Here is a 19885-nt window from a genome sequence, read left to right as displayed (position 1 = left end):
ATTACTGAAAAGCTAATTTTCAATTAGACAATTTATCAAAAAGTGTCTTACCAATTTTAGATGGTGAATTAGCCATTGTTATACCGCAGTCTTCCATCTTTTTTATCTTATCTTCTGCTCCACCTTTACCACCTGATATAATTGCACCTGCATGACCCATTCTTCTCCCTGGAGGTGCCGTAATACCAGCAATGAAGCCAACCATTGGTTTTTTAATTTGATGATTTTTTACAAATTCTGCAGCCTCTTCTTCTGCTGTTCCTCCTATTTCACCTAACATTAAAATAGATTTAGTTTCTTCATCATTTAAAAAAAGATCTAAACAATCTATAAAATTTGTACCATTAATAGGATCACCGCCTATTCCTATACAGGTAGATTGTCCTAATCCATTTTCAGTCGTTTGAGCAACAGCCTCATAAGTCAAAGTTCCTGATCTTGAAACAATTCCCACAGAACCTTTTTTATGAATACTGCCTGGCATGATGCCTATCTTACATTCATCTGGTGTGATAATCCCAGGACAGTTAGGGCCAATCAATCTACTTTTTGATTTAAGTAACTTTTGTTTGACCTTCAACATATCTTGAACTGGTATTCCTTCAGTAATACAAACGATTAATTCTAAATCAGCATCAATAGCTTCTATAATTGCAGCAGCTGCAAATTTAGCAGGAACATAAATCATTGTTGCGTCTGCACCAACTTTATCTTTAGCTTCTTTTACAGTATTGAAAACAGGCTTCCCTAAATGTTCTTGACCACCTTTTTTTGGCGTTACACCACCAACTAAATTAGTTCCATATTTTATAGCTTGCTCGGAATGAAAAGTTCCATGAGCTCCTGTAAACCCTTGGCAAATGACTTTTGTATTTTTATTCACTAAAACAGACATTATTTAATTGCCTCAACTATTTTTTTTGCTGCATCATCTAAATTTTCTGCTGATATCAATTTTAATCCTGAATTATCTAAAATTTCTTTTCCTTCTTTAAAGTTAGTTCCTGCAAGTCTAACAACCAAAGGTACACTAATTTTCATTTCTTTAGCTGCATCAACTACACCTTGTGCAAGGACATCACATCTCATTATGCCACCAAAGATATTGATTAAAATTCCCTTAACATTTTTATCTGACAAAATAATTTTAAATGCTGCTGAAACTTTTTCTTTTGATGCACCACCACCAACATCTAAAAAATTAGCAGGTTCTGAACCATATAATTTTATGATATCCATTGTTGCCATCGCCAAACCAGCACCATTGACCATGCAACCAATACTTCCATCTAATTTTATATATGCTAAATCATGTTTACTTGCCTCTATTTCTGATGGATCCTCTTCATTTAAATCTCTTAGCTCAGTTATCTCTGGATGTCTGAATAATGCATTGCCATCAAAATTAACTTTAGCATCTAAACACATAATTTTATTTTCTTTAGTTAAAATCAGTGGGTTTACCTCAACCATGTTAGCGTCAGTACTTATAAACATCTTATAAATAGATTTTATTAAGCTAATTGCATCTTTTTGAGCGTCATCGTTTAGATTAAAGATCTTAATTATACTTTCACAGTCTTCATTAGAAATTTCATCTTTTAGATCTACTTTTGTAGTTATAATTTTTTCAGGAGTTTTGGCAGCCACCTCTTCGATATCCATTCCACCTTGATCACTCGATATAAAAGCTATTTTTGAACTGGCTCGATCTACTAAACATGAAAGATAGAACTCTTTATCTATATTTGAAGGCTCCTCAACATAAAGTCTCTTAACTTCTCTTCCTTCAGGACCAGTTTGATGTGTAACCAGTGTCTTTCCTAACAATTCATTAGCTGCTTTTTCAAGATCTTCTAAGTTGTCTAAAATCTTTACGCCACCAGCCTTACCTCTACCACCAGCATGAATTTGTGCTTTTAAAACATACTTACTTGTATTTAAAGTTTTGACTTTTTCTAACAAATCTTCAACAGTCAATGCGTAAACGCCTTGAGGAACTAAAGCTCCAAATTGTTTTAATATACCTTTTGCCTGGTGCTCATGGATATTCATTATTTAGCAAGATCAGGATCAATATTAGATGCTGCTTCCCAAAGTTTTTTTACTGCATCAACTGACTTTAAAAATTCAGATTTTTCTTTATCATTCAAATTAATTTCTTCAATTTTTTCTACTCCACCTTTTCCAATTATAATTGGAATACCTGCATAAATATCCTTAATACCATATTCTCCATTTAAGTAAGCAGCACAAGGAACCATTTTCTTTTCATCTTTTAAGTATGCTGCTGCCATTTCCACACCCGCTGCAGCTGGTGCATAAAAAGCTGAACCTTTTTCTAAATATTTTACAATTTCAGCACCACCGTCTCTGGTTCTTTGGTTGATTTCTTCAACACGTTCTGCTGTTATTTTTCCATCTTTTACTAAATCTAATAACGGTTTACCTGAAATTTTAGTAAAACCAGGAAGTGGAACCATAGTATCACCGTGACCACCCATTACCATAGCTTCAATATCTCTTACCGGAACATTAAATTCTAATGATAAAAATAATTTAAATCTTGAGCTATCTAATATACCAGCCATACCAACAACCTTATTTGCTGGTAAACCAGAATATTTTTGAAAAGCCATAACCATCACGTCTAATGGATTTGTGATACAAACTACAAATGCATTTGGAGCATGTTGTTTTATTCCCTCAGCAACTTGCTTAATAATTTTTAAATTTATTCCTAATAAATCATCTCTGCTCATTCCTGGTTTTCTTGGAACACCTGCAGTAATGATTACAACATCTGAATCTTTTATATCTTTATAATCATCAGTACCAGATAATCTCACATGAAAGCCATCAACAGGAGAAGATTGAGCTATATCAAGAGCTTTCCCTTTTGCTATTCCACTTGCAACATCAAATAATACTACTTCATCTGCTAGCTCTTTAAGCCCAATTAAATGCGCTAAAGTTCCACCTATTTGACCAGCACCTATTAAAGATATTTTTTTTTTCATGAATGAAGTTATCTTTTATTGATACTTTAAAATTATTCAATTAAAAAAGTTACTTCTTTACTTATCTTCTATTAACTTTGAGCATATAATCATATCATTTTCTATATAAGATCCTTTAAAATATGATTTATTTCTTTCCCAGTTTTGCTTACCATCAGCAATATAATTATTAAACAGTTTCTTTCTAATATCTTCTGAGTGTTTTTGACTTACTTCAAGACTTTTTTGCTCCTCAATAACCATTAGTTCAACAGATTTGAATAATAGGTTGTTTGAAATTTCAATTAATTTTTTAGATTGTAATGAGTCTGATTTCATTAAAACGCCAGACGCAAAAGCATATATAGAACTGCATCTTTGTAATAAGTAAATTTGTGTTTTTTCACTTTCAATATTTTTTTCATTTAAAAATTCTTTTAATGAAATTTCATTTTTTGCATATGCAAAATTATTTATTACTAAGAAAGTAAAGAGTATTGATAAGAAATAATTAAAAGCCTTCATGTCTTTTATGGTCCATATGCTACTTTTGGTAACCAAGTAACTATTTCTGGAAAATTAAATACTATTGCAACAGCTATCACTTGTAGAATAACAAATGGAATTATTCCTTTATAAATATTTGAAATTGTAATTCCTTGAGGTGCAACCCCTTTCATATAAAACAATGCAAATCCTACAGGTGGTGTTATAAATGATGTTTGCAAAACCACTGCAAACATTACAATAAACCAAACCATATCTACTCCTAGATCCACCATCACAGGTGCTAAAAATGGCAAGATTATTAATGTAATCTCAATCCAATCTAAAAAGAAACCTAGCAAAAACGCAACAAACAAAACTACAATTACTACTCCACTTGTTCCAAAAGGTAATGCTTTTAGAGCTCCCTCTATTAACTCATCGCCACCTAAGCCTCTTAAGATCAATGCAAACATTGTAGCTCCAACAAAAAGTGCAAAAATATAAGCGGTTGTATGGGTTGTTTTTCTAATTACAATTTTTAAATCTGAAAATGACAATCTACCTCTAATTATTGCTAATAAGGATGCGCCCAAAGCTCCAACGCCTGAAGCCTCTGTTGGTGTAGCAATTCCCATAAATATACTTCCTAGAACAGCAAAAATTAATAAAGCTGGCGGTATAATAGATTTTAAAACTCTTAAAACTATTTTTAAATCTACTGGTTCGGCATCTTTGGGTAATGGAGCAGCTTTTGGATTTACATAAGCATAAGCAAAAATAAAGATTGTATATAATAATCCTAATAACAATCCTGGAAATACAGCCCCCATAAATAAATCACCAACTGATATTCTTACTTGATCCCCCATAATCACTAACATAATGCTGGGAGGGATAAGAATCCCGAGGGTTCCTGTAGCACAAACTACTCCGCATGCTAAATTTGGATTGTAATTATTTTTTAACATCAAAGGGACACCTAAAATTGTTAATAATACTACAGCTGCACCAATAATTCCTGTAGAGGCAGCGAGCAAAACTCCAATAAATACAATTGAGATTGCAAGTCCGCCTCTTGTTTTACCAAATAACTTGGAAAGATCAGTCATCAAGTCTTCTGCTATGCCAGACTTATCCATCATTATCCCCATAAAAATAAACATTGGCAAGGCTACCAAAACCCAGTTGGCCATAACACCGTAAAGTCTATAAACAACCATCGATGCAAATCCAAAATCGACACCATAAAAAGTGTCAAAAAGATTGTCAGAAATCATTGAGACAAAAATAAATAAAACTCCCAATCCACCCATAGTCCAGGCAACAGGAAATCCATAAAATATTAACGTTATAAAACTAAAAAATAAGGCAATTGCTAAAAAGTATTCTGTAACTAATGAAATCATCTTCTGTCTCCTAATCCAAACCTAAGTGTTTCTATTATTCTTACAATTCTAGAAAAACCAGAAATTAATAATAAGAAGAAACTGATTACCAAAAAGCCTTTTACAAACCATCTTGCGGGCAAACCATTTGCAGATGTTGATCTTTCACTTGATACCCATGATAATTCAAAAAAAGGAACGGCATAATAAAGAACAAGTATTACAAAAGGCAAAAATAAAAACAAAATACCAAACAATTCAAACCATAATTTTTTTCTATAATTTAATTTGTCACTTAAAACATCAACTCTTACATGAGAGTCTACTATATATGTTGAGGACAAGCCGACCAACCATCCAATACAATAAAGATGCCATTGAAGCTCTTCAAGTTCAATCATGCCATTTTTAAACACATATCTTAACACTACATTAAGAATAATGACTGCAATTAATATAATCCACAACCAATTAAAGATTTCTCCTATCTGTAAAACTATATTGTCAATTTTTTTTGTAATTGGAGTGTGCCTAAGCTGTAACTTTTTATCTAAAGAGCTTTCAGCTGAAATAAAATTTTTGGACATAAGTATTTTTTAAAAAATAAAAGCAGTCGGCATAACCGACCGCTTTTATTATAATCAACTTTTTAAGTATTAAATACTAAAAGTTTCTGGGTAAATATCCCCATTTTTGCCAAACATCATATTCTTTCATGAAAGCTTGTTGAGACTCCCATACTTTTTTAAAGTCAGCATCTTTTGCAGATTGTTCGTCCATAACTCTCGCACTAACTTTTTGAAGTTCTCTTAACACGCTATCAGGCAATCTTGCTGCTGTTACTCCTTTTGAAGGGAAACTTTCAATTTGTTTACCTTGCAAATATTCACCAGTAGTAATTGCTCTCATAGCTGCTGCTGTACAAGCCATTTCGAATAGAGCCTGATCAGCTGCTCCCATTTTTTTCCATAAATCTAAATTAATCATAAAATGAGTTGATGTTGAAACTTGGTGCCATCCAGGAAACAAGTTATATTTAGTAATTTTATGAAATCCTAGTACTTCATCAATAGCAGGCATAGAATATTCTGTTGCATCAAGAGTACCTTTCTCAAGAGCTGCAAAAATTTCTCCACCAGCCATTAACGTAGCAGATGCACCAATTTCATTTAAAACCATGCCTCCCAAACCTGAGAAACGTATTTTTAAACCCTTAAGGTCATCTAAGCTTGTAATAGGGTTTCTATACCAACCAGCAGTTTCTGGTCCAATTGTGCTACATAATAAAACTTGAATATTTTGTTTATTATAAATTTCGTTAGCTAATTTTGAACCTTCTCCTTCAAACCACCAAGCTGCATATTCCCAGGGCTCCATTCCAAATGGTACGGCAGCAAACAATACAGCTGCTGGAATTCTACCTTGGTCATAAGCCATATAATTATAGGCAGCAGGTAAATCACCTTTGCTAATTGATGGTGAAATTTCTAAAGGTGGAAGTATCTTTCCAGGCTCATAAACTTTAAGTTGAATCCTTCCATCAGTAGCCCTATTCAATGTATCAGACAATCTAGCAACAGGATCTCCTAACGCAGGCCATCCAGTATTGAAAGTAGATTGAACTTTCCATCTAATTTTATCTGCAGCATTTACTTGATGTACTGAGAAAGTTAACATCAATGAAAATACAGCAAAAATACTAATAGATTTTTTTATTAGTTGTTTCATTATACCCTCTCTTTTTTATTTAAGTTTAAGCTGATGCTATTACAAAAGTACATTTTACAGCTCATTAAAATGCACTCCATGCTTTTCCGTAAAGATCTATCATTTCGCTTACAGAAGGCACTTTTGGATTGAGGCTTGGAGCGCCTGAATTTTCTGCATCTGAAGCCATATTCTCCAACTCTTCCTCAAAAATTTTTTTATCTATTCCAAAACTTGATATTGATGGTACTTCAAAATCTTTATTAATTTTATACAAACCTTTGATTAATTTTTTGCAAGCCTCTTCATCGCTATCAGATGAAAGTGCAAAATTACCGGCTCGACTACAATCGGCATATCTTGATGTTGCGTCATTAATTGAAAACTCTGTGATGGTCGGAAGCAACATTGCATTACTCAATCCATGTGGAACTTTAAAATTACTTCCTAGTGGTCTGCTCATCCCATGAACTAAACAAATTGATGCATTAGAAAAAGCTAGCCCACCTAATGTTGCTGCCAACATCAATCCTTCTCTTGCTTTAAGATCTTTAGGATTTTTATCTACTTGGTAAATATTTTCACTTACTAATCTTATTGTATCAAGTGCCATCCTATCAGAAAAAAGTGTAGCTTTTTTACTTACATAAGCTTCTATTCCATGGGTTAATGTATCTATAGCGCTGTCAATTGTTAGTCTTCTTGGTTTAGATAATGTTAAATCATAGTCCACTATAGCAACTGAAGGTACAAAACCCTCACCTCTACAAGAAATCTTTTCATTATTATTTGTATCAATAATTACTGCATGATGAGTTACCTCAGAACCTGTTCCAGCTGTTGTTGGAATTGCAATGATAGGCAAACCTTTTTTATCAAACATTGTAGGTGGCTTGTAATCCTGGATGTTTTTACTGTGCATTGACATAGCGGCAATGGCTTTAGCTGTATCAATCGGACTACCTCCTCCAAAACCTATTACAGCATCACTTTTGCAGTTCTCTAAAAACTTAATACCTTTTAAAACTACTGTATCTGTTGGATCAGGCACTGTTTCATCAAACACATCTGATTCAAAACCTGATTTATTCAAAACTTCTTGAAGTTTTTTTACATAACCAAATGACACCATCTGTTTATCAGTAACTATTAATACTGATTTAATAGATCCCAAGATTTTAATTATCTCTGGTAGTTCACTTAAACTACCTCTGCCAATTTGCAAATATCTTGGCACACAAACACGAACATTTTCTCTTTTTTTCAAACAATATCCTTTTTAATATTATTTTAACTCAATCTAAGCTTAAGTGTAATTAAGAGTCAATAACCATATAGTGTTAAATTGATAATTTTTTTCTCATTTAAGAAGATAGTTTTTTTGACCAATAATTTAAATTATTTAATAATTGCATAAGTAAATTTCTTGTAGTATTAATTTATTTTTTTAATTAAAGATCAAACATGAAAAAAATAAGTCACTTTATCGATGGAAAACTTTATTCAGACAAAACAGCAAGAACTGGTCCAATTTTCAATCCAGCTATTGGAGAAAAAATTGGTGAAGTTGAGCTAGGTAGTAAATCTATAGTTGAATTAGCAATACAAAGTTCAAAAAATGCTTTTATAAAATGGTCTAAGACGACACCTATTAATAGGTCAAGGATCTTATCCAAATACAAAGATCTATTAATGAAAAATATGGAAGAATTAGCTGCAATGGTTTCCGAAGAGCATGGAAAAACAATACCTGATGCAAAAGGTTCTGTTCAAAGGGGAATAGAGGTTGTTGAATATGCAACTGGTATTACAGACTCATTAAAGGGAGATCATTCTTCAAGCGTAGGTACTAATGTTGACTCTTATTCGATGAGACAGCCTTTGGGTGTTTGTGCAGGAATTACACCTTTCAACTTTCCTGCAATGGTGCCTATGTGGATGTATCCTGTTGCAATTGCATGTGGAAATACTTTCGTACTTAAGCCATCTGAAAAAGATCCAAGTTGTCCTATTAGACTTGCAGAGTTAGCTATTGAAGCTGGATTACCTGCAGGTGTATTAAATGTTGTTAATGGAGATAAAGAGGCTGTTGATACTTTATTGGAGAATAAAGATGTTCAAGCAATTAGCTTTGTTGGATCAACTCCAATTGCAGAATACGTGTATCACACTGGTACAAAAAATAACAAAAGAGTTCAGGCACTTGGAGGAGCAAAAAATCATATGGTAGTCATGCCAGATGCTGATGTTAATAAAACAACTGATGCATTAATCGGTTCAGCATTTGGATCAGCTGGTGAAAGATGTATGGCTATCTCTGTGGCAGTATGTGTGGGAAAAAAAACAGCCGAAAATTTAAAAACAAAATTATTAGAAGAAACTTCAAAACTTAAAGTTGGCCCATACACAGATAAAGAAAGTGACTTTGGTCCTCTTAATAATAAAGCTCATTATGAAAAAGTTCTGGGTTACATAGATATTGGTGAAAAAGAAGGAGCTAAACTTATTGCTGATGGTAGAAATATGAAATTACAAGGATATGAAAATGGATATTTTGTAGGCCCAACTATATTTGAAGATGTAAAACCAGATATGAAGATCTACAAAGAAGAAATTTTTGGTCCAGTACTCAGCATGATGACCACTGATACATATGAAGACGCTTTAAAGCTTGTTAATGATCATGAGCTTGGCAATGGAGCAGCTGTATTTACAAAAAGTGGAATGATTGCAAAACATTTTACCGAAAATGCTAAAATTGGGATGATTGGAGTTAATGTTCCTATCCCTGTGCCAGTTGCTTATCATAGCTTTGGTGGATGGAAACGATCTCTATTTGGAGATCACTCTATTCATGGTCCAGAAGGTGTGAGGTTTTACACAAAACTTAAAACTGCAACAGTTACTTGGTCGGAAGATAATAGTGGTCCAGAGTTTACTATTCCTGTTCTGTCTTAAATAAATTTTAAGTTTTAACTAATGTTAAATATTTATGAAAGACATAAATACTAGGACTTCACCTAAAAGAATATTAAATATTTTAGAGGAAGTTATTTTAGATCCAGATAATTTTACTGCTAAAAAAGTTTCACACAAATTAGATATACCACTTCCAACTGTATACAGACATTTAGAAACATTATGTAAAGAACGATTTTTAGTTGCAAAAAATAACAAAAATTATATTCCAGGACCAAAAATCAGAGATATAATTCTTAATAGTTTGCCTTATGAGCCCAACTTTACTCTCAGGAGGTCTTATCTAAGGAAACTAACTAACGAAATTAAAGAAACAGTCAGCCTTTCAGTTCCAATAGGTACGAAGTTAGTATATTTTGATAGAATAGAATTTCATTGGCCAATGCAATTAAATTTTGAAGCTGGTGATCATTTACCTCTACATGCATCTGCATCTGGAAAACTTTACTTATCTTTTTTAGAAAAAAATAAAGCAATAGAAATTTTTAAGAACATCAAGCCAATAAAAAATGCCAAAAATACAATTACTGATATTAAAAAATTTACAAAAGAGTTATTAAAAATTAAAAAACAAGGGTATGCTTTTGATGATGAAGAGTGGTTTAATGGTATGGTAGGCATATCTTTGCCCATAACAAATTCTAAAGGGGAGCTTTGTTTTTGTCTATCTACTCATACTGCTAAAAGTAGAAAGAATATTGATGATTTAAAAAAAGTTTATCCTATTATGAATTCCGTGGCTAAAAATTTAACAAAAGCTTTAGTTAAAAATTAGCAGTTGCTAACATTTTTTTTATTTCAGCAATAGCTTTTGCAGGATTTAAACCTTTTGGACAAGCATTAGTACAATTTAATATTGTATGACATCTATATAACTTTAACTCATCAGCAACTTTTTTTAATCTTGCTTTTTTTTCTTCATCTCTACTATCCATTATCCATCTATAAGCTTGAAGTAAAACTGCAGGGCCTAAATATTTATCTCCATTCCACCAATAACTTGGGCATGATGTTGAACAGCATGCACACATTATACATTCATAAGCACCATCTAATTTAGCTCTATCTTCTTTAGATTGATAAATTTCTGTTGTTTCAGATTTTGAATTAGATTTTAGCCATGGCTCGATTGACTTATATTGTTTGTAAAGCCCATCTAAATCACCGATTAAATCTCTTTTAACTTTTAAATGCGGCAGAGGATAAATATCGAGATCTCCATCTATTTCAGCATGAGGTGTAGTACAAGCTAAACCATTTTTTCCACCCATATTCATTGCACAAGATCCACAAACACCATGAGCACATGATCGTCTATAAGCTAAAGTTGGATCTATTTCATTTTTAATCTTATTTAAAACATCTAAAACTTTTGAGGAGCAATTATCCATATCAACCTCATAAGTATCTACTCTTGGATTTTCTCCAGTTGAAGGGTCCCATCTATAAACATTTACTTTTTTTATGTTTTTTGAACCAGTCTTGTCTTTGAAATATTTACCTTTTTTTATTTTTGAATTTTCAGGTAAATTTAATTGAACCATTAGTAAACTCTTTCCTGAGGTGGAAAATACTGAACTTCGTTAGTAAGAGTAGATTTGTGAACTGGTCTATAAGTAATCTTAGTATTTTTTCCATCACACCATGAAAGTGTATGTTGCATAAACTTCTCATCATCTCTTTTAGGAAAATCCTCTCTCGCATGAGCTCCTCTACTCTCTTTTCTATTGTAAGCAGAGTCTACTGTTGCAACAGCTTGTCTAATCAAATTATCAAATTCTAAAGTCTCTACTAAATCAGTATTGAAGATCAAAGATTTATCCTTAACAGAAATAGAGTCCATACCATCATAGGTTTTTTTAATTTCTTCAACACCTTCTTTTAAAGTTTTTTCTGTTCTAAAAACTGCACATTTTGATTGCATAGTTTTTTGCATTGATAATCTTAAATCAGCAGTACTATTTTCTCCATTTGCATTTCTTAATTTATCAAATCTATCTAAACATTTTTGAGTTTCAGACTCTCCAATTTCCTCATGAGGAGCTCCAGGTTTGACTAATTCACTTGCTCTTTTTGCTGCCGCTCTTCCAAAAACAACTAAATCAATTAATGAATTAGAGCCTAATCTATTAGCTCCATGTACTGATACACATGCAGCTTCACCAATTGCCATTAAACCTGGCACAGTTTTTTCTGATCCATTAACAGTTAATACTTCTGCTTTATAATTTGTAGGTATACCTCCCATATTATAATGAACTGTAGGTACAACTGGAATTGGTTCTTTAGTTACATCCACATCTGCAAATAATCTTGCTGCATCTGTAATTCCTGGCAATCTACTTTCTATAATATCTTTATCTAAATGACTTAAATTTAAATGAACATGATCTGCATCTTTACCTACACCTCTACCTTCATTGATTTCAATCGACATTGATCTACTTACTACATCTCTAGAGGCAAGATCTTTTGCTTTTGGAGCATATCTTTCCATAAATCTTTCGCCTTTAGAATTAGTTAAATAACCACCTTCTCCTCTAGCACCCTCTGTAATTAATGTGCCATGCCCGTATATTCCTGTTGGATGAAATTGAACAAATTCCATATCTTGTAATGGTAGACCGGCTCTGAGCACCATCGCATTTCCATCTCCTGTACATGTGTGAGCAGATGTTGCTGAATAATAAACTTTTCCATATCCTCCAGTAGCAATAATTACTGTATGGGCTCTAAATCTATGAATAGTTCCATCATTTAAATTCCACGCTATCAATCCTTTGCATTCTCCATTCTTCATTAATAAATCTAAAGCAAAATACTCAATGAAAAATTCTGTATTATGTTTAAGCGCTTGACCATAAAGCGTATGTAAAATTGCATGACCTGTTCTATCTGCAGCGGCACAAGTTCTTTGAACAATTCCATTACCATAATTTTTAGTCATTCCGCCAAATGGTCTTTGATATATTTTACCATCATCAGTTCTACTAAATGGTACACCATACTTTTCTAATTCAATTACAGCTTTTGGTGCCTCTTTACACAAATATTCAATGCTGTCCTGATCCCCAAGCCAATCAGCTCCTTTAACAGTGTCATACATATGCCAACGCCAATCATCTTCTCCCATGTTACCAAGGGCAGCTGAAATTCCACCTTGTGCAGCTGATGTGTGACTTCTTGTTGGAAATACTTTTGATATACATGCTGTTTTTAAACCAGCTTCACTCAAACCAACAGCCGCTCTAAGTCCTGATCCACCTGCGCCAAGCACAACTACATCATATTCATGTTCTATAATTTTGTATGAACTCATCAGTTTAAGTTAAATAATAATATTATTGTTATTAAAGGAATTATTATAGCAGATAAATATAACAGTCTATTTGCGACATTTTTGAGATTTTTTTGACTAATATAATCTTCAAAAACTTCACTAATAGTTAAAGCTGAAAAAAAGAACCCAAAAACTATAAATAAACTAAATAAAAATTTTGAAGTAGAATTCGAAAAAAATTCAACGATTTCATTAAAACTTTTATCGTAAATTGATACAAAATTTAAAATAAACCAAATCATTAATGGAATTAAAATTAGAGAGCTAATTTTGATGAATAACCATTTTTTTGTAGAAGTATTCATTAAATAAAATTTTTTCCTAAAACAAAAATTATAATTGTTAAAAAAATTGAACCAAAAATAACAAGCAGTCCTGTTATTCTTGTGGTTTTAAGTTCAAATCCGTAACCCATATCCATAATCAAATGTCTTATCTCACTTAAAATTTGAAAACTAAAAGACCAAGTTAATCCCAGAATAATAAATTTTCCAATTATTGAATTTAGTAAAAACTCTATTGAATCATAATTGGCCTCACCCAATAAAAGCATAGATGCCCACAAACATATTAATACAAAAGCTACAAAATTTATTATTCCAGTAATTCTATGTGAAATAGAAACTAATGATGAAATATGCCATCTATAGATCTGAAGATGAGGAGATAGTGGATTATTATTTTCCATAGAAATTGTTTTTAATCAAAGTCTCAGCTATTTCTACTGCATTCAAAGCCGCGCCTCTCAATAAATTATCTGAAACAATCCACAAATTTAGACCATTATTAACTGTTTTGTCCTCTCGAATTCTTGAAACAAAAGTTTCATCTTTGCCAGCAGCCTCTATTGGAGTTGAATAACCTCCATCTTTTCGCTCATCAATAACTTTACATCCATCTGCATTATCTAATAGCTGTCTAACCTTATCCACTGTAAAGGCCTTTTCAAATTCTATATTAACCGACTCTGAATGAGAAACTAAAACAGGAAGACGAACGCAAGTTGCAGTTAATTCAATATTCTTATCTAAAATTTTTTTTGTTTCATTGGTCATTTTAAGCTCTTCTTTTGTGTAACCATCATCTGCAAATACATCGATATGTGGGATAGCATTAAATGCTATTTGTTTTGTAAAATTTTTAGATCTTATTTCTTGATTATTTAAAAACAATTTTGTTTGTTCAATTAATTCGTCCATTGGTGCTTTTCCACCTCCTGAAACGGATTGATAAGTTGAAGTTACTACTCTTTTTATGACAAAAGCATCGTGCAAAGGTTTTAATGCTATAACCAATTGCGCTGTTGAGCAATTTGGATTAGCAATTATATTTTTTTTTATATCCTTTAAATCTTCTGCATTAACTTGAGGAACAATCAATGGAACATCAGGATCCATCCTGTAAAAACTTGAATTGTCAATTACAATTGAATTTTGAGCTGCTTTAATTGCAAAATTTTGTGATATTTTTCCACCTGCAGCAAAAAAAGTTATTTTAGCTTTAGAGAAATCAAATTTCTCAAGATCATGAACTTCTAATTCTTTATCTTTAAATTTAATTTTACTTCCAGCACTTTTGGATGATGCAACTAGATATAAATTATCAAAAGAAAGATTTTTTTTCTCTAAAACTTCTATAATTTTTCTTCCTACATTACCGGTTGCACCTACTATAGCTATATTCATTCTAGTCTTATACTAAATGAAGGGTAATTCGCAAACGCTTACACTGTAAGATTTATCATCAATTTTAATTGTACCTTTGGTAGAAGTCTTACAATTTGGTTCTTTAATCATTGCGATGCCTATAACCTTTTTAAAGTGCGGAGAATAACAGGCAGATCTAAGATCCCCAATTATATCATTATTATCATTCATAATTTCAACAGATGAAGAAAGGCTAATATTTTCTTTATCTATCTGCACACCCATTAATCTTTTTGAAATTCCATTAGACTTTAACATTTTTAATTTATCTTTACCTAAAAAAGTTATGTCAGATTCTAAATTTACATATTTTTCAAATCCACACTCAAATGGATTATCATTATTATCAAAGTCATTCCCATATGAGAGTAACCCACTTTCAATTCTTTCTATTAAATTCGGACATCCTGGTTTAACATTAAACTCTTCACCAACTTCAAATAGATGATCATACAAATTTAAACCAGACTGAGTATTTTCAACATAAACTTCGAATCCACCTTGTTTTGACCAACCAGATCTTGCAATAAGATGTTTTATGCCTTTAAAATCAAAGTAATCAAAACCAAAAAATTTTAAATCTAAAATCTTTTTTCCAAAAACTTTTTCCATCAAATTAAATGACTTTGGACCTTGGATTGCAATAATATCAACATTAGGCTCAGTAATTTTAACATCAAAATTATTACCTGCAGCCAAACCTTTGGCAAAAAATATTACATCAGAATCTGCAATAGATATCCACCAACGATCATCATTTAATTTCAAAATTACTGGATCGTTAACTAAATTTCCATTCTCATCTATGATTGGGCAATAATAACACCTGCCAACTTTAGATTTTGATAAATCTCTACAGGTCATTAATTGAACAAGTTTAGCAGAGTCCTTTCCCGATATTTCAACTTGTCTTTCTGCTGCAACATCCCAAACTTGAACATCCTTTTTTAGATGATGATAAGAATCTTCAACAGAACCAAAGGCAGCTGGTAACAACATGTGATTATAAACTGTGTAGGCAGTAACACCTTGTTTTTCAATTCTTGAAGTATATGGAGTACTTCTTAAACGTCTTGATTTTGCGATTGAATAATTTTTTGTCATTTTAAAAATTCAGAAATCTTGTCTCTCATTTCAAAAGCATTTTCAATCATAATCATATGTCCACAATTTATGATGTGTTGTGTTGAGTTTTTTACCATATGAGAAAATTTTTTTCCCTTTTCTATGTTTACCATTTTATCTAATTGACCAAATATGAATAAACTAGGACAGCTAATATCTTCTGCTGCAACTTTACCATTTTGATAGTTATTACATGCAATTAAATCCACTGCTAAAATTTCTTTTATATCTCTTGGAGATTGAATAATTCTTTCAATTGGATTTCCTCCTATAAACTTTTTTGAACCTTCATAACCCCATTTCATCATTAACTTTACCGCTTCAGAATCTCCACTTTCAGCTAAGCTAATTAAATCTTGGTGGACTGGCATTTTATAAGAGCCTCCAATAAAGATTATTTTTTCTAATCTTTTTTTATATTTGTGTGAGTATTCTAGTGCTTCTAAGCATCCTTGAGAGTGTCCAATTAGTATTATTTTACCTAAATTTAATTGATCAAAAACTTTTTCTAACCAATCAGCAATTAATTCAATACTTTTAAGACATGGTCCTTCCGAGTTTCCATGTCCTGGCAAATCAATTGAAAGTACATTAAAATTTTTATTAGAGAAGTATTGCTCTGCTAAAGACCAAACTATATGGGATAACCCACTCCCGTGTAAAAAAACTATTGTCTTTTTATTTAAATCAACTCCCTGACCAGCATCAGACGCATAAACTGTTTTATTGTCTATTTTGATTATCAATTTTCACCTAAAATTTTTTTCTCAATTCAAATTTTTGAATTTTGCCAGTAGACGTTTTAGGTAATTCACAAAAAACCACTTCTTTTGGAACTTTAAAGCCTGCTAAAGTTTCTCTACAAAAATCTATCAATTCTTTTTCTGTAACAGGTTTGTCTTTAACCATTTCAATAAATGCACAAGGTACTTCACCCCATTTTTCATCAGGTTTTGCAACAACCGCTGCTATTGAAACTGAAGGATGTTTTGACAAAGTATTTTCAATTTCAATAGAGGAAATATTTTCTCCACCTGAAATGATGATATCTTTTGATCTATCTTGTATCTTAATATATCCATCGGGATGCATCACTGCTAGATCTCCAGAGTGAAACCACCCTCCTGCCATAGCTTTTTCTGTTGCCTCTTTATCTTTAAAATACCCTTTCATTACCACATTGCCTCTAAGCATAATTTCACCAATAGTTTTTCCATCTTTAGGTACTTCTTTCATGGTTTCAGGATCCATAATAGTTGCTCCTTCAAGATTTGGATATCTTACGCCTTGTCTTGCTTTAATTTCGTTCTGCTTATCTTCATCAAAATCATTCCATTCATCATTCCATGCACATTGAGTTACATGTCCATAGGTTTCTGTTAATCCATAAACATGCATTACTTCAAAACCTAAATCTTTCATTTTTTTAAAAATTATACTAGGCGGCGGAGCACCTGCAGTTAAAACATGAACTTTGTGATTAAGTTTTTTTCTATCAGCTTCTGGTGCTCCAGTTATCATATTTAAAACTATTGGAGCTCCTCCAAAATGAGTAACTTTATATTTATCAATTAACTCAAAAATTTTTTTTACATCTATATTTCTAAGACAAATTGTTCTGCCATTTAACATTGGCACTGTCCAAGGATAACACCATCCATTACAATGAAACATTGGGACAATCGTTAAGAAATTAAGTCTATTTGGCATGTTCCAAGCTACAGCACTTCCAGTAGCCATCAAATATGACCCTCTATGATGATATACAACACCTTTAGGGTTTCCAGTAGTTCCAGAAGTATAGCTTAAAGAAATAGATTGCCATTCATCTTCAGGCATTTTTAATTGATAATTGTCGTCTCCAGTTGCCAAAAAACTTTCATATTCTAACTCTCCAATTTTTTCTAACTTAGACTGATCTGCAAATTTATCATGAATGTCTATGATTGTAATTTTTTTATCAACTTTGCTTAATGCTTTTTTAACCTCATGGTGAAGTTGTCTATCAACAACCAAGACTTTTGCTTCACTGTGGTTTAAAATATAACTTATTGTATTTGCATCTAATCTAATATTTATTGTGTTCAGAACACCTCCTGTCATAGGAACAGAATAATGAGCCTCAAAAATTTCTGGCGTATTAAAGGCTAAAAATGAAACCGTATCTCCCTTGCCAACACCTAATTTCTCTAATGCACTAGCAAATTTTGTGGCTCTTTTATAAACTTCACTCCAAGTATATTTTCTATCCTCATAAACAATTGCTTCATAATTTGGATAGATATCTTTAGCTCTTTGCAAAAAGGTAAGTGGTGTTAAAGGAACATAATTAGCTTTATTTTTATCTAAATTTATTTCGTAATTGTTCATGATTAGTTAAATTTAAATTTCATTATGTTAGAACTTCCGGAGATCGCTGTTTTATAATGTTGTTCGGATCTTGGTAAAACTTTTTCAAAATAAAATTTAGCAGTACTTATTTTATCTTCATAAAATTCTTTATTTTCATCAAAATTTTTATAACTAGCCTCTAAAACTTTTATCCAAGCATATGCAACTGAAACATATCCTAGGGTTCTTAAATAATCATTAGCAGCAGCACTAACATCATCTTTTTCTGTTTTATTCTTATCTTCAATCCAGTTACTAAATTTGCTTAAGAGATCGTGATAATAATTAAATTCTTTAGTAAATGGTTTAATTTTTTCATTTTCACTCTGACACTCTAATTTAATCATCTCTAAAAACCTGTTGATGATATTGCCATTTCTATTAGATAGTTTTCTAAAGACTAAATCTGCAGCTTGGACAGAATTTGTTCCTTCATAAATAGGAGTTATTCTATTATCTCTGTAAAACTGTTCAATTCCCTGATCTTTTGTATATCCATATCCGCCATGAATTTGCATAGCATCATTTGTAATTTCAACTGCCAAATCAGTAAAAAGAGATTTTACTACTGGTGTCATTAACGAAACATAATCAGATGCTTCTTGCTTTATTTTTTCATCTGCATGATGAAGACTTACTTCTGTTTGTTGAGATAACCAAAAACAAAGTGCTCTCTCTCCCTCAATAATAGATTTCATATTTAATAGAGATCTTCGTATATCGGCATGTTCTATAATGAAATCAGCACCATTTGTTGATTTAGTGTCGTTAGTTTTTCCCTGCTTTCGCTCCTTTGCATAAGCTAAAGAGTTTTGATAAGCAATTTCAGAAATTCCTAATCCTTGAATTCCAACAACTATTCTCTCTAGATTCATCATGGTAAACATCGCATTAAGACCTTTATCCTTTTGACCAATCATATATCCAGTAGCCTCATCAAAGTTTAAAACACATGTTGCAGAACCTTTAATTCCCATCTTGTTTTCTATTGATCCTGTTGAAATTCCATTTCTTGGGCCAATTACTCCATCTTCTTTAACCAAAAATTTTGGAACTAAAAATAAACTTATTCCTTTAGTGCCAGCTGGTGAGTCTGATGCTCTTGCTAAAACTAAATGAATAATGTTTTCAGTCAGATCATGATCTCCTGAAGTAATAAAGATTTTTTGACCACTTATTTTATAAGTGCCATCTGCTTGAGAAACTGCTTTTGTTTTAAGTAGACCCAAATCTGTACCACATACAGGCTCTGTTAAACACATTGTGCCACTCCATTTGCCTTCTACTATTTTTGGTAAATACTTATCTTTTATTTCGTCAGTTGCATGATGATTAATACAGTTATATGCGCCAATACTTAATTCGCTATAAAGCTTAAAAGATAAACTTGCAGACGATAACATTTCATCAAAAAAAGCACTTACAGTTTTAGGCATGCCCTGACCCCCATACTTTGGATCGCATGATAAAGATGTCCAACCGTCTTCAATATACTTTTTGTAGGCATCTTTATATCCTGGGGGAGTTCTTACAACTCCATTTTCTAAAACTGCAGGATTTTCATCTCCTGCTTTTGCTAGAGGCAATATTAAGTTTTGATTTATCTTAGCTGCTTCCTCTAAAATATCTTTTACAAGATCGGGAGTAACTTCTTTATATCTCTCAATTTCATTATAATTTTTGTTATCTCTTAATTTTTCAAAGAGAAACATCATATCTTCTACTGGTGCATTGTAGATCGGCATTAAATTAGTTTAGTTGAAT

At 32.0% G+C, this 19885-nt stretch carries 19 protein-coding genes; 2 read left to right on the top strand and 17 right to left on the bottom strand.

Going from position 1 to position 19885, the window contains the following annotated elements; all coding sequences use genetic code 11:
• Positions 1-19: 19 nt before the first annotated feature.
• The 8 genes from sucD to ACTTAU_RS01835 form a co-directional block, all read right to left on the bottom strand.
• Complete coding sequence (sucD, locus tag ACTTAU_RS01870) at positions 20-895, bottom strand: succinate--CoA ligase subunit alpha (protein ID WP_438306071.1); 876 nt, start codon at positions 893-895, stop codon at positions 20-22.
• Positions 895-2055 (bottom strand): ADP-forming succinate--CoA ligase subunit beta, encoded by a 1161-nt coding sequence (gene sucC / locus ACTTAU_RS01865; RefSeq protein WP_438306073.1) that lies wholly within the window; start codon positions 2053-2055, stop codon positions 895-897. The genes sucD and sucC overlap by 1 nt, the downstream gene beginning before the upstream one ends.
• Positions 2055-3020, bottom strand: coding sequence for a malate dehydrogenase (gene mdh, locus ACTTAU_RS01860; protein ID WP_438306075.1), 966 nt, complete (start codon positions 3018-3020; stop codon positions 2055-2057). Before mdh ends, sucC begins: the two co-directional genes overlap by 1 nt.
• Positions 3021-3077: 57 nt before the next feature.
• Positions 3078-3524 carry a hypothetical protein gene (locus ACTTAU_RS01855; protein WP_438306078.1) on the bottom strand — a complete coding sequence of 149 codons (447 nt, stop codon included), beginning with the start codon at positions 3522-3524 and terminating at the stop codon, positions 3078-3080.
• A gap of 5 nt (positions 3525-3529) precedes the next feature.
• Positions 3530-4894, bottom strand: a complete 1365-nt coding sequence (locus ACTTAU_RS01850; RefSeq protein ID WP_438306080.1) for a TRAP transporter large permease — start codon at positions 4892-4894, stop codon at positions 3530-3532.
• Positions 4891-5460 carry a TRAP transporter small permease subunit gene (locus ACTTAU_RS01845; RefSeq protein ID WP_438306083.1) on the bottom strand — a complete coding sequence of 190 codons (570 nt, stop codon included), beginning with the start codon at positions 5458-5460 and terminating at the stop codon, positions 4891-4893. Before ACTTAU_RS01845 ends, ACTTAU_RS01850 begins: the two co-directional genes overlap by 4 nt.
• A 76-nt stretch (positions 5461-5536) precedes the next feature.
• Positions 5537-6601: a TRAP transporter substrate-binding protein gene (locus ACTTAU_RS01840; RefSeq protein WP_085115024.1), complete on the bottom strand. Its 1065-nt coding sequence runs from the start codon at positions 6599-6601 to the stop codon at positions 5537-5539.
• A 64-nt stretch (positions 6602-6665) separates the two neighbouring features.
• The gene (locus ACTTAU_RS01835; protein ID WP_438306086.1) at positions 6666-7847 is read right to left on the bottom strand and encodes an iron-containing alcohol dehydrogenase; all 1182 of its coding nucleotides are present in this window, start codon (positions 7845-7847) and stop codon (positions 6666-6668) included.
• Between the two features lie 197 nt (positions 7848-8044).
• Between ACTTAU_RS01835 and ACTTAU_RS01830 the strand changes: the two genes are divergently transcribed.
• Together ACTTAU_RS01830 and ACTTAU_RS01825 are read left to right on the top strand one after the other, a co-directional pair.
• Positions 8045-9538: a CoA-acylating methylmalonate-semialdehyde dehydrogenase gene (locus ACTTAU_RS01830; RefSeq protein ID WP_438306088.1), complete on the top strand. Its 1494-nt coding sequence runs from the start codon at positions 8045-8047 to the stop codon at positions 9536-9538.
• A 34-nt stretch (positions 9539-9572) separates the two neighbouring features.
• Positions 9573-10334, top strand: coding sequence for an IclR family transcriptional regulator (locus ACTTAU_RS01825; protein ID WP_438306090.1), 762 nt, complete (start codon positions 9573-9575; stop codon positions 10332-10334).
• Here ACTTAU_RS01825 and ACTTAU_RS01820 read toward each other — a convergent pair.
• From ACTTAU_RS01820 to ACTTAU_RS01780, 9 genes are read right to left on the bottom strand one after another with little or no spacing between them, the layout of a single operon-like run.
• Positions 10324-11103, bottom strand: coding sequence for a succinate dehydrogenase iron-sulfur subunit (locus tag ACTTAU_RS01820; protein WP_438306092.1), 780 nt, complete (start codon positions 11101-11103; stop codon positions 10324-10326). The two genes, ACTTAU_RS01825 and ACTTAU_RS01820, sit on opposite strands and share 11 nt — an antisense overlap.
• Entirely contained in the window at positions 11103-12878 is a 1776-nt protein-coding gene (gene sdhA / locus ACTTAU_RS01815) for a succinate dehydrogenase flavoprotein subunit (protein ID WP_085115020.1), read from the bottom strand. Before sdhA ends, ACTTAU_RS01820 begins: the two co-directional genes overlap by 1 nt.
• Positions 12878-13204 (bottom strand): succinate dehydrogenase, hydrophobic membrane anchor protein, encoded by a 327-nt coding sequence (gene sdhD, locus ACTTAU_RS01810; RefSeq protein ID WP_085115019.1) that lies wholly within the window; start codon positions 13202-13204, stop codon positions 12878-12880. The genes sdhA and sdhD overlap by 1 nt, the downstream gene beginning before the upstream one ends.
• On the bottom strand, positions 13204-13587 hold the full coding sequence (sdhC, locus tag ACTTAU_RS01805; protein WP_085115018.1) for a succinate dehydrogenase, cytochrome b556 subunit: 384 nt from the start codon (positions 13585-13587) through the stop codon (positions 13204-13206). Before sdhC ends, sdhD begins: the two co-directional genes overlap by 1 nt.
• Positions 13577-14584, bottom strand: a complete 1008-nt coding sequence (locus tag ACTTAU_RS01800; RefSeq protein WP_438306097.1) for an aspartate-semialdehyde dehydrogenase — start codon at positions 14582-14584, stop codon at positions 13577-13579. The genes sdhC and ACTTAU_RS01800 overlap by 11 nt, the downstream gene beginning before the upstream one ends.
• Before the next feature lie 12 nt (positions 14585-14596).
• Entirely contained in the window at positions 14597-15709 is a 1113-nt protein-coding gene (locus ACTTAU_RS01795; protein ID WP_438306099.1) for a dimethylsulfoniopropionate demethylase, read from the bottom strand.
• Positions 15706-16476, bottom strand: coding sequence for an alpha/beta fold hydrolase (locus ACTTAU_RS01790; RefSeq protein ID WP_438306101.1), 771 nt, complete (start codon positions 16474-16476; stop codon positions 15706-15708). Before ACTTAU_RS01790 ends, ACTTAU_RS01795 begins: the two co-directional genes overlap by 4 nt.
• Positions 16477-16483: 7 nt before the next feature.
• Positions 16484-18100, bottom strand: a complete 1617-nt coding sequence (locus ACTTAU_RS01785; protein WP_438306103.1) for an acyl-CoA synthetase — start codon at positions 18098-18100, stop codon at positions 16484-16486.
• A gap of 2 nt (positions 18101-18102) precedes the next feature.
• Positions 18103-19866, bottom strand: coding sequence for an acyl-CoA dehydrogenase (locus ACTTAU_RS01780; RefSeq protein ID WP_438306105.1), 1764 nt, complete (start codon positions 19864-19866; stop codon positions 18103-18105).
• Positions 19867-19885 lie beyond the last annotated feature (19 nt).

The organism is Candidatus Pelagibacter sp. HIMB1505 (assembly GCF_052047915.1).
Taxonomy (GTDB): domain Bacteria; phylum Pseudomonadota; class Alphaproteobacteria; order Pelagibacterales; family Pelagibacteraceae; genus Pelagibacter; species Pelagibacter communis_A.
The sequence above is the reverse complement of the archived record's forward strand: the minus strand, read 5'-3'. Positions and strand labels throughout refer to the sequence as shown.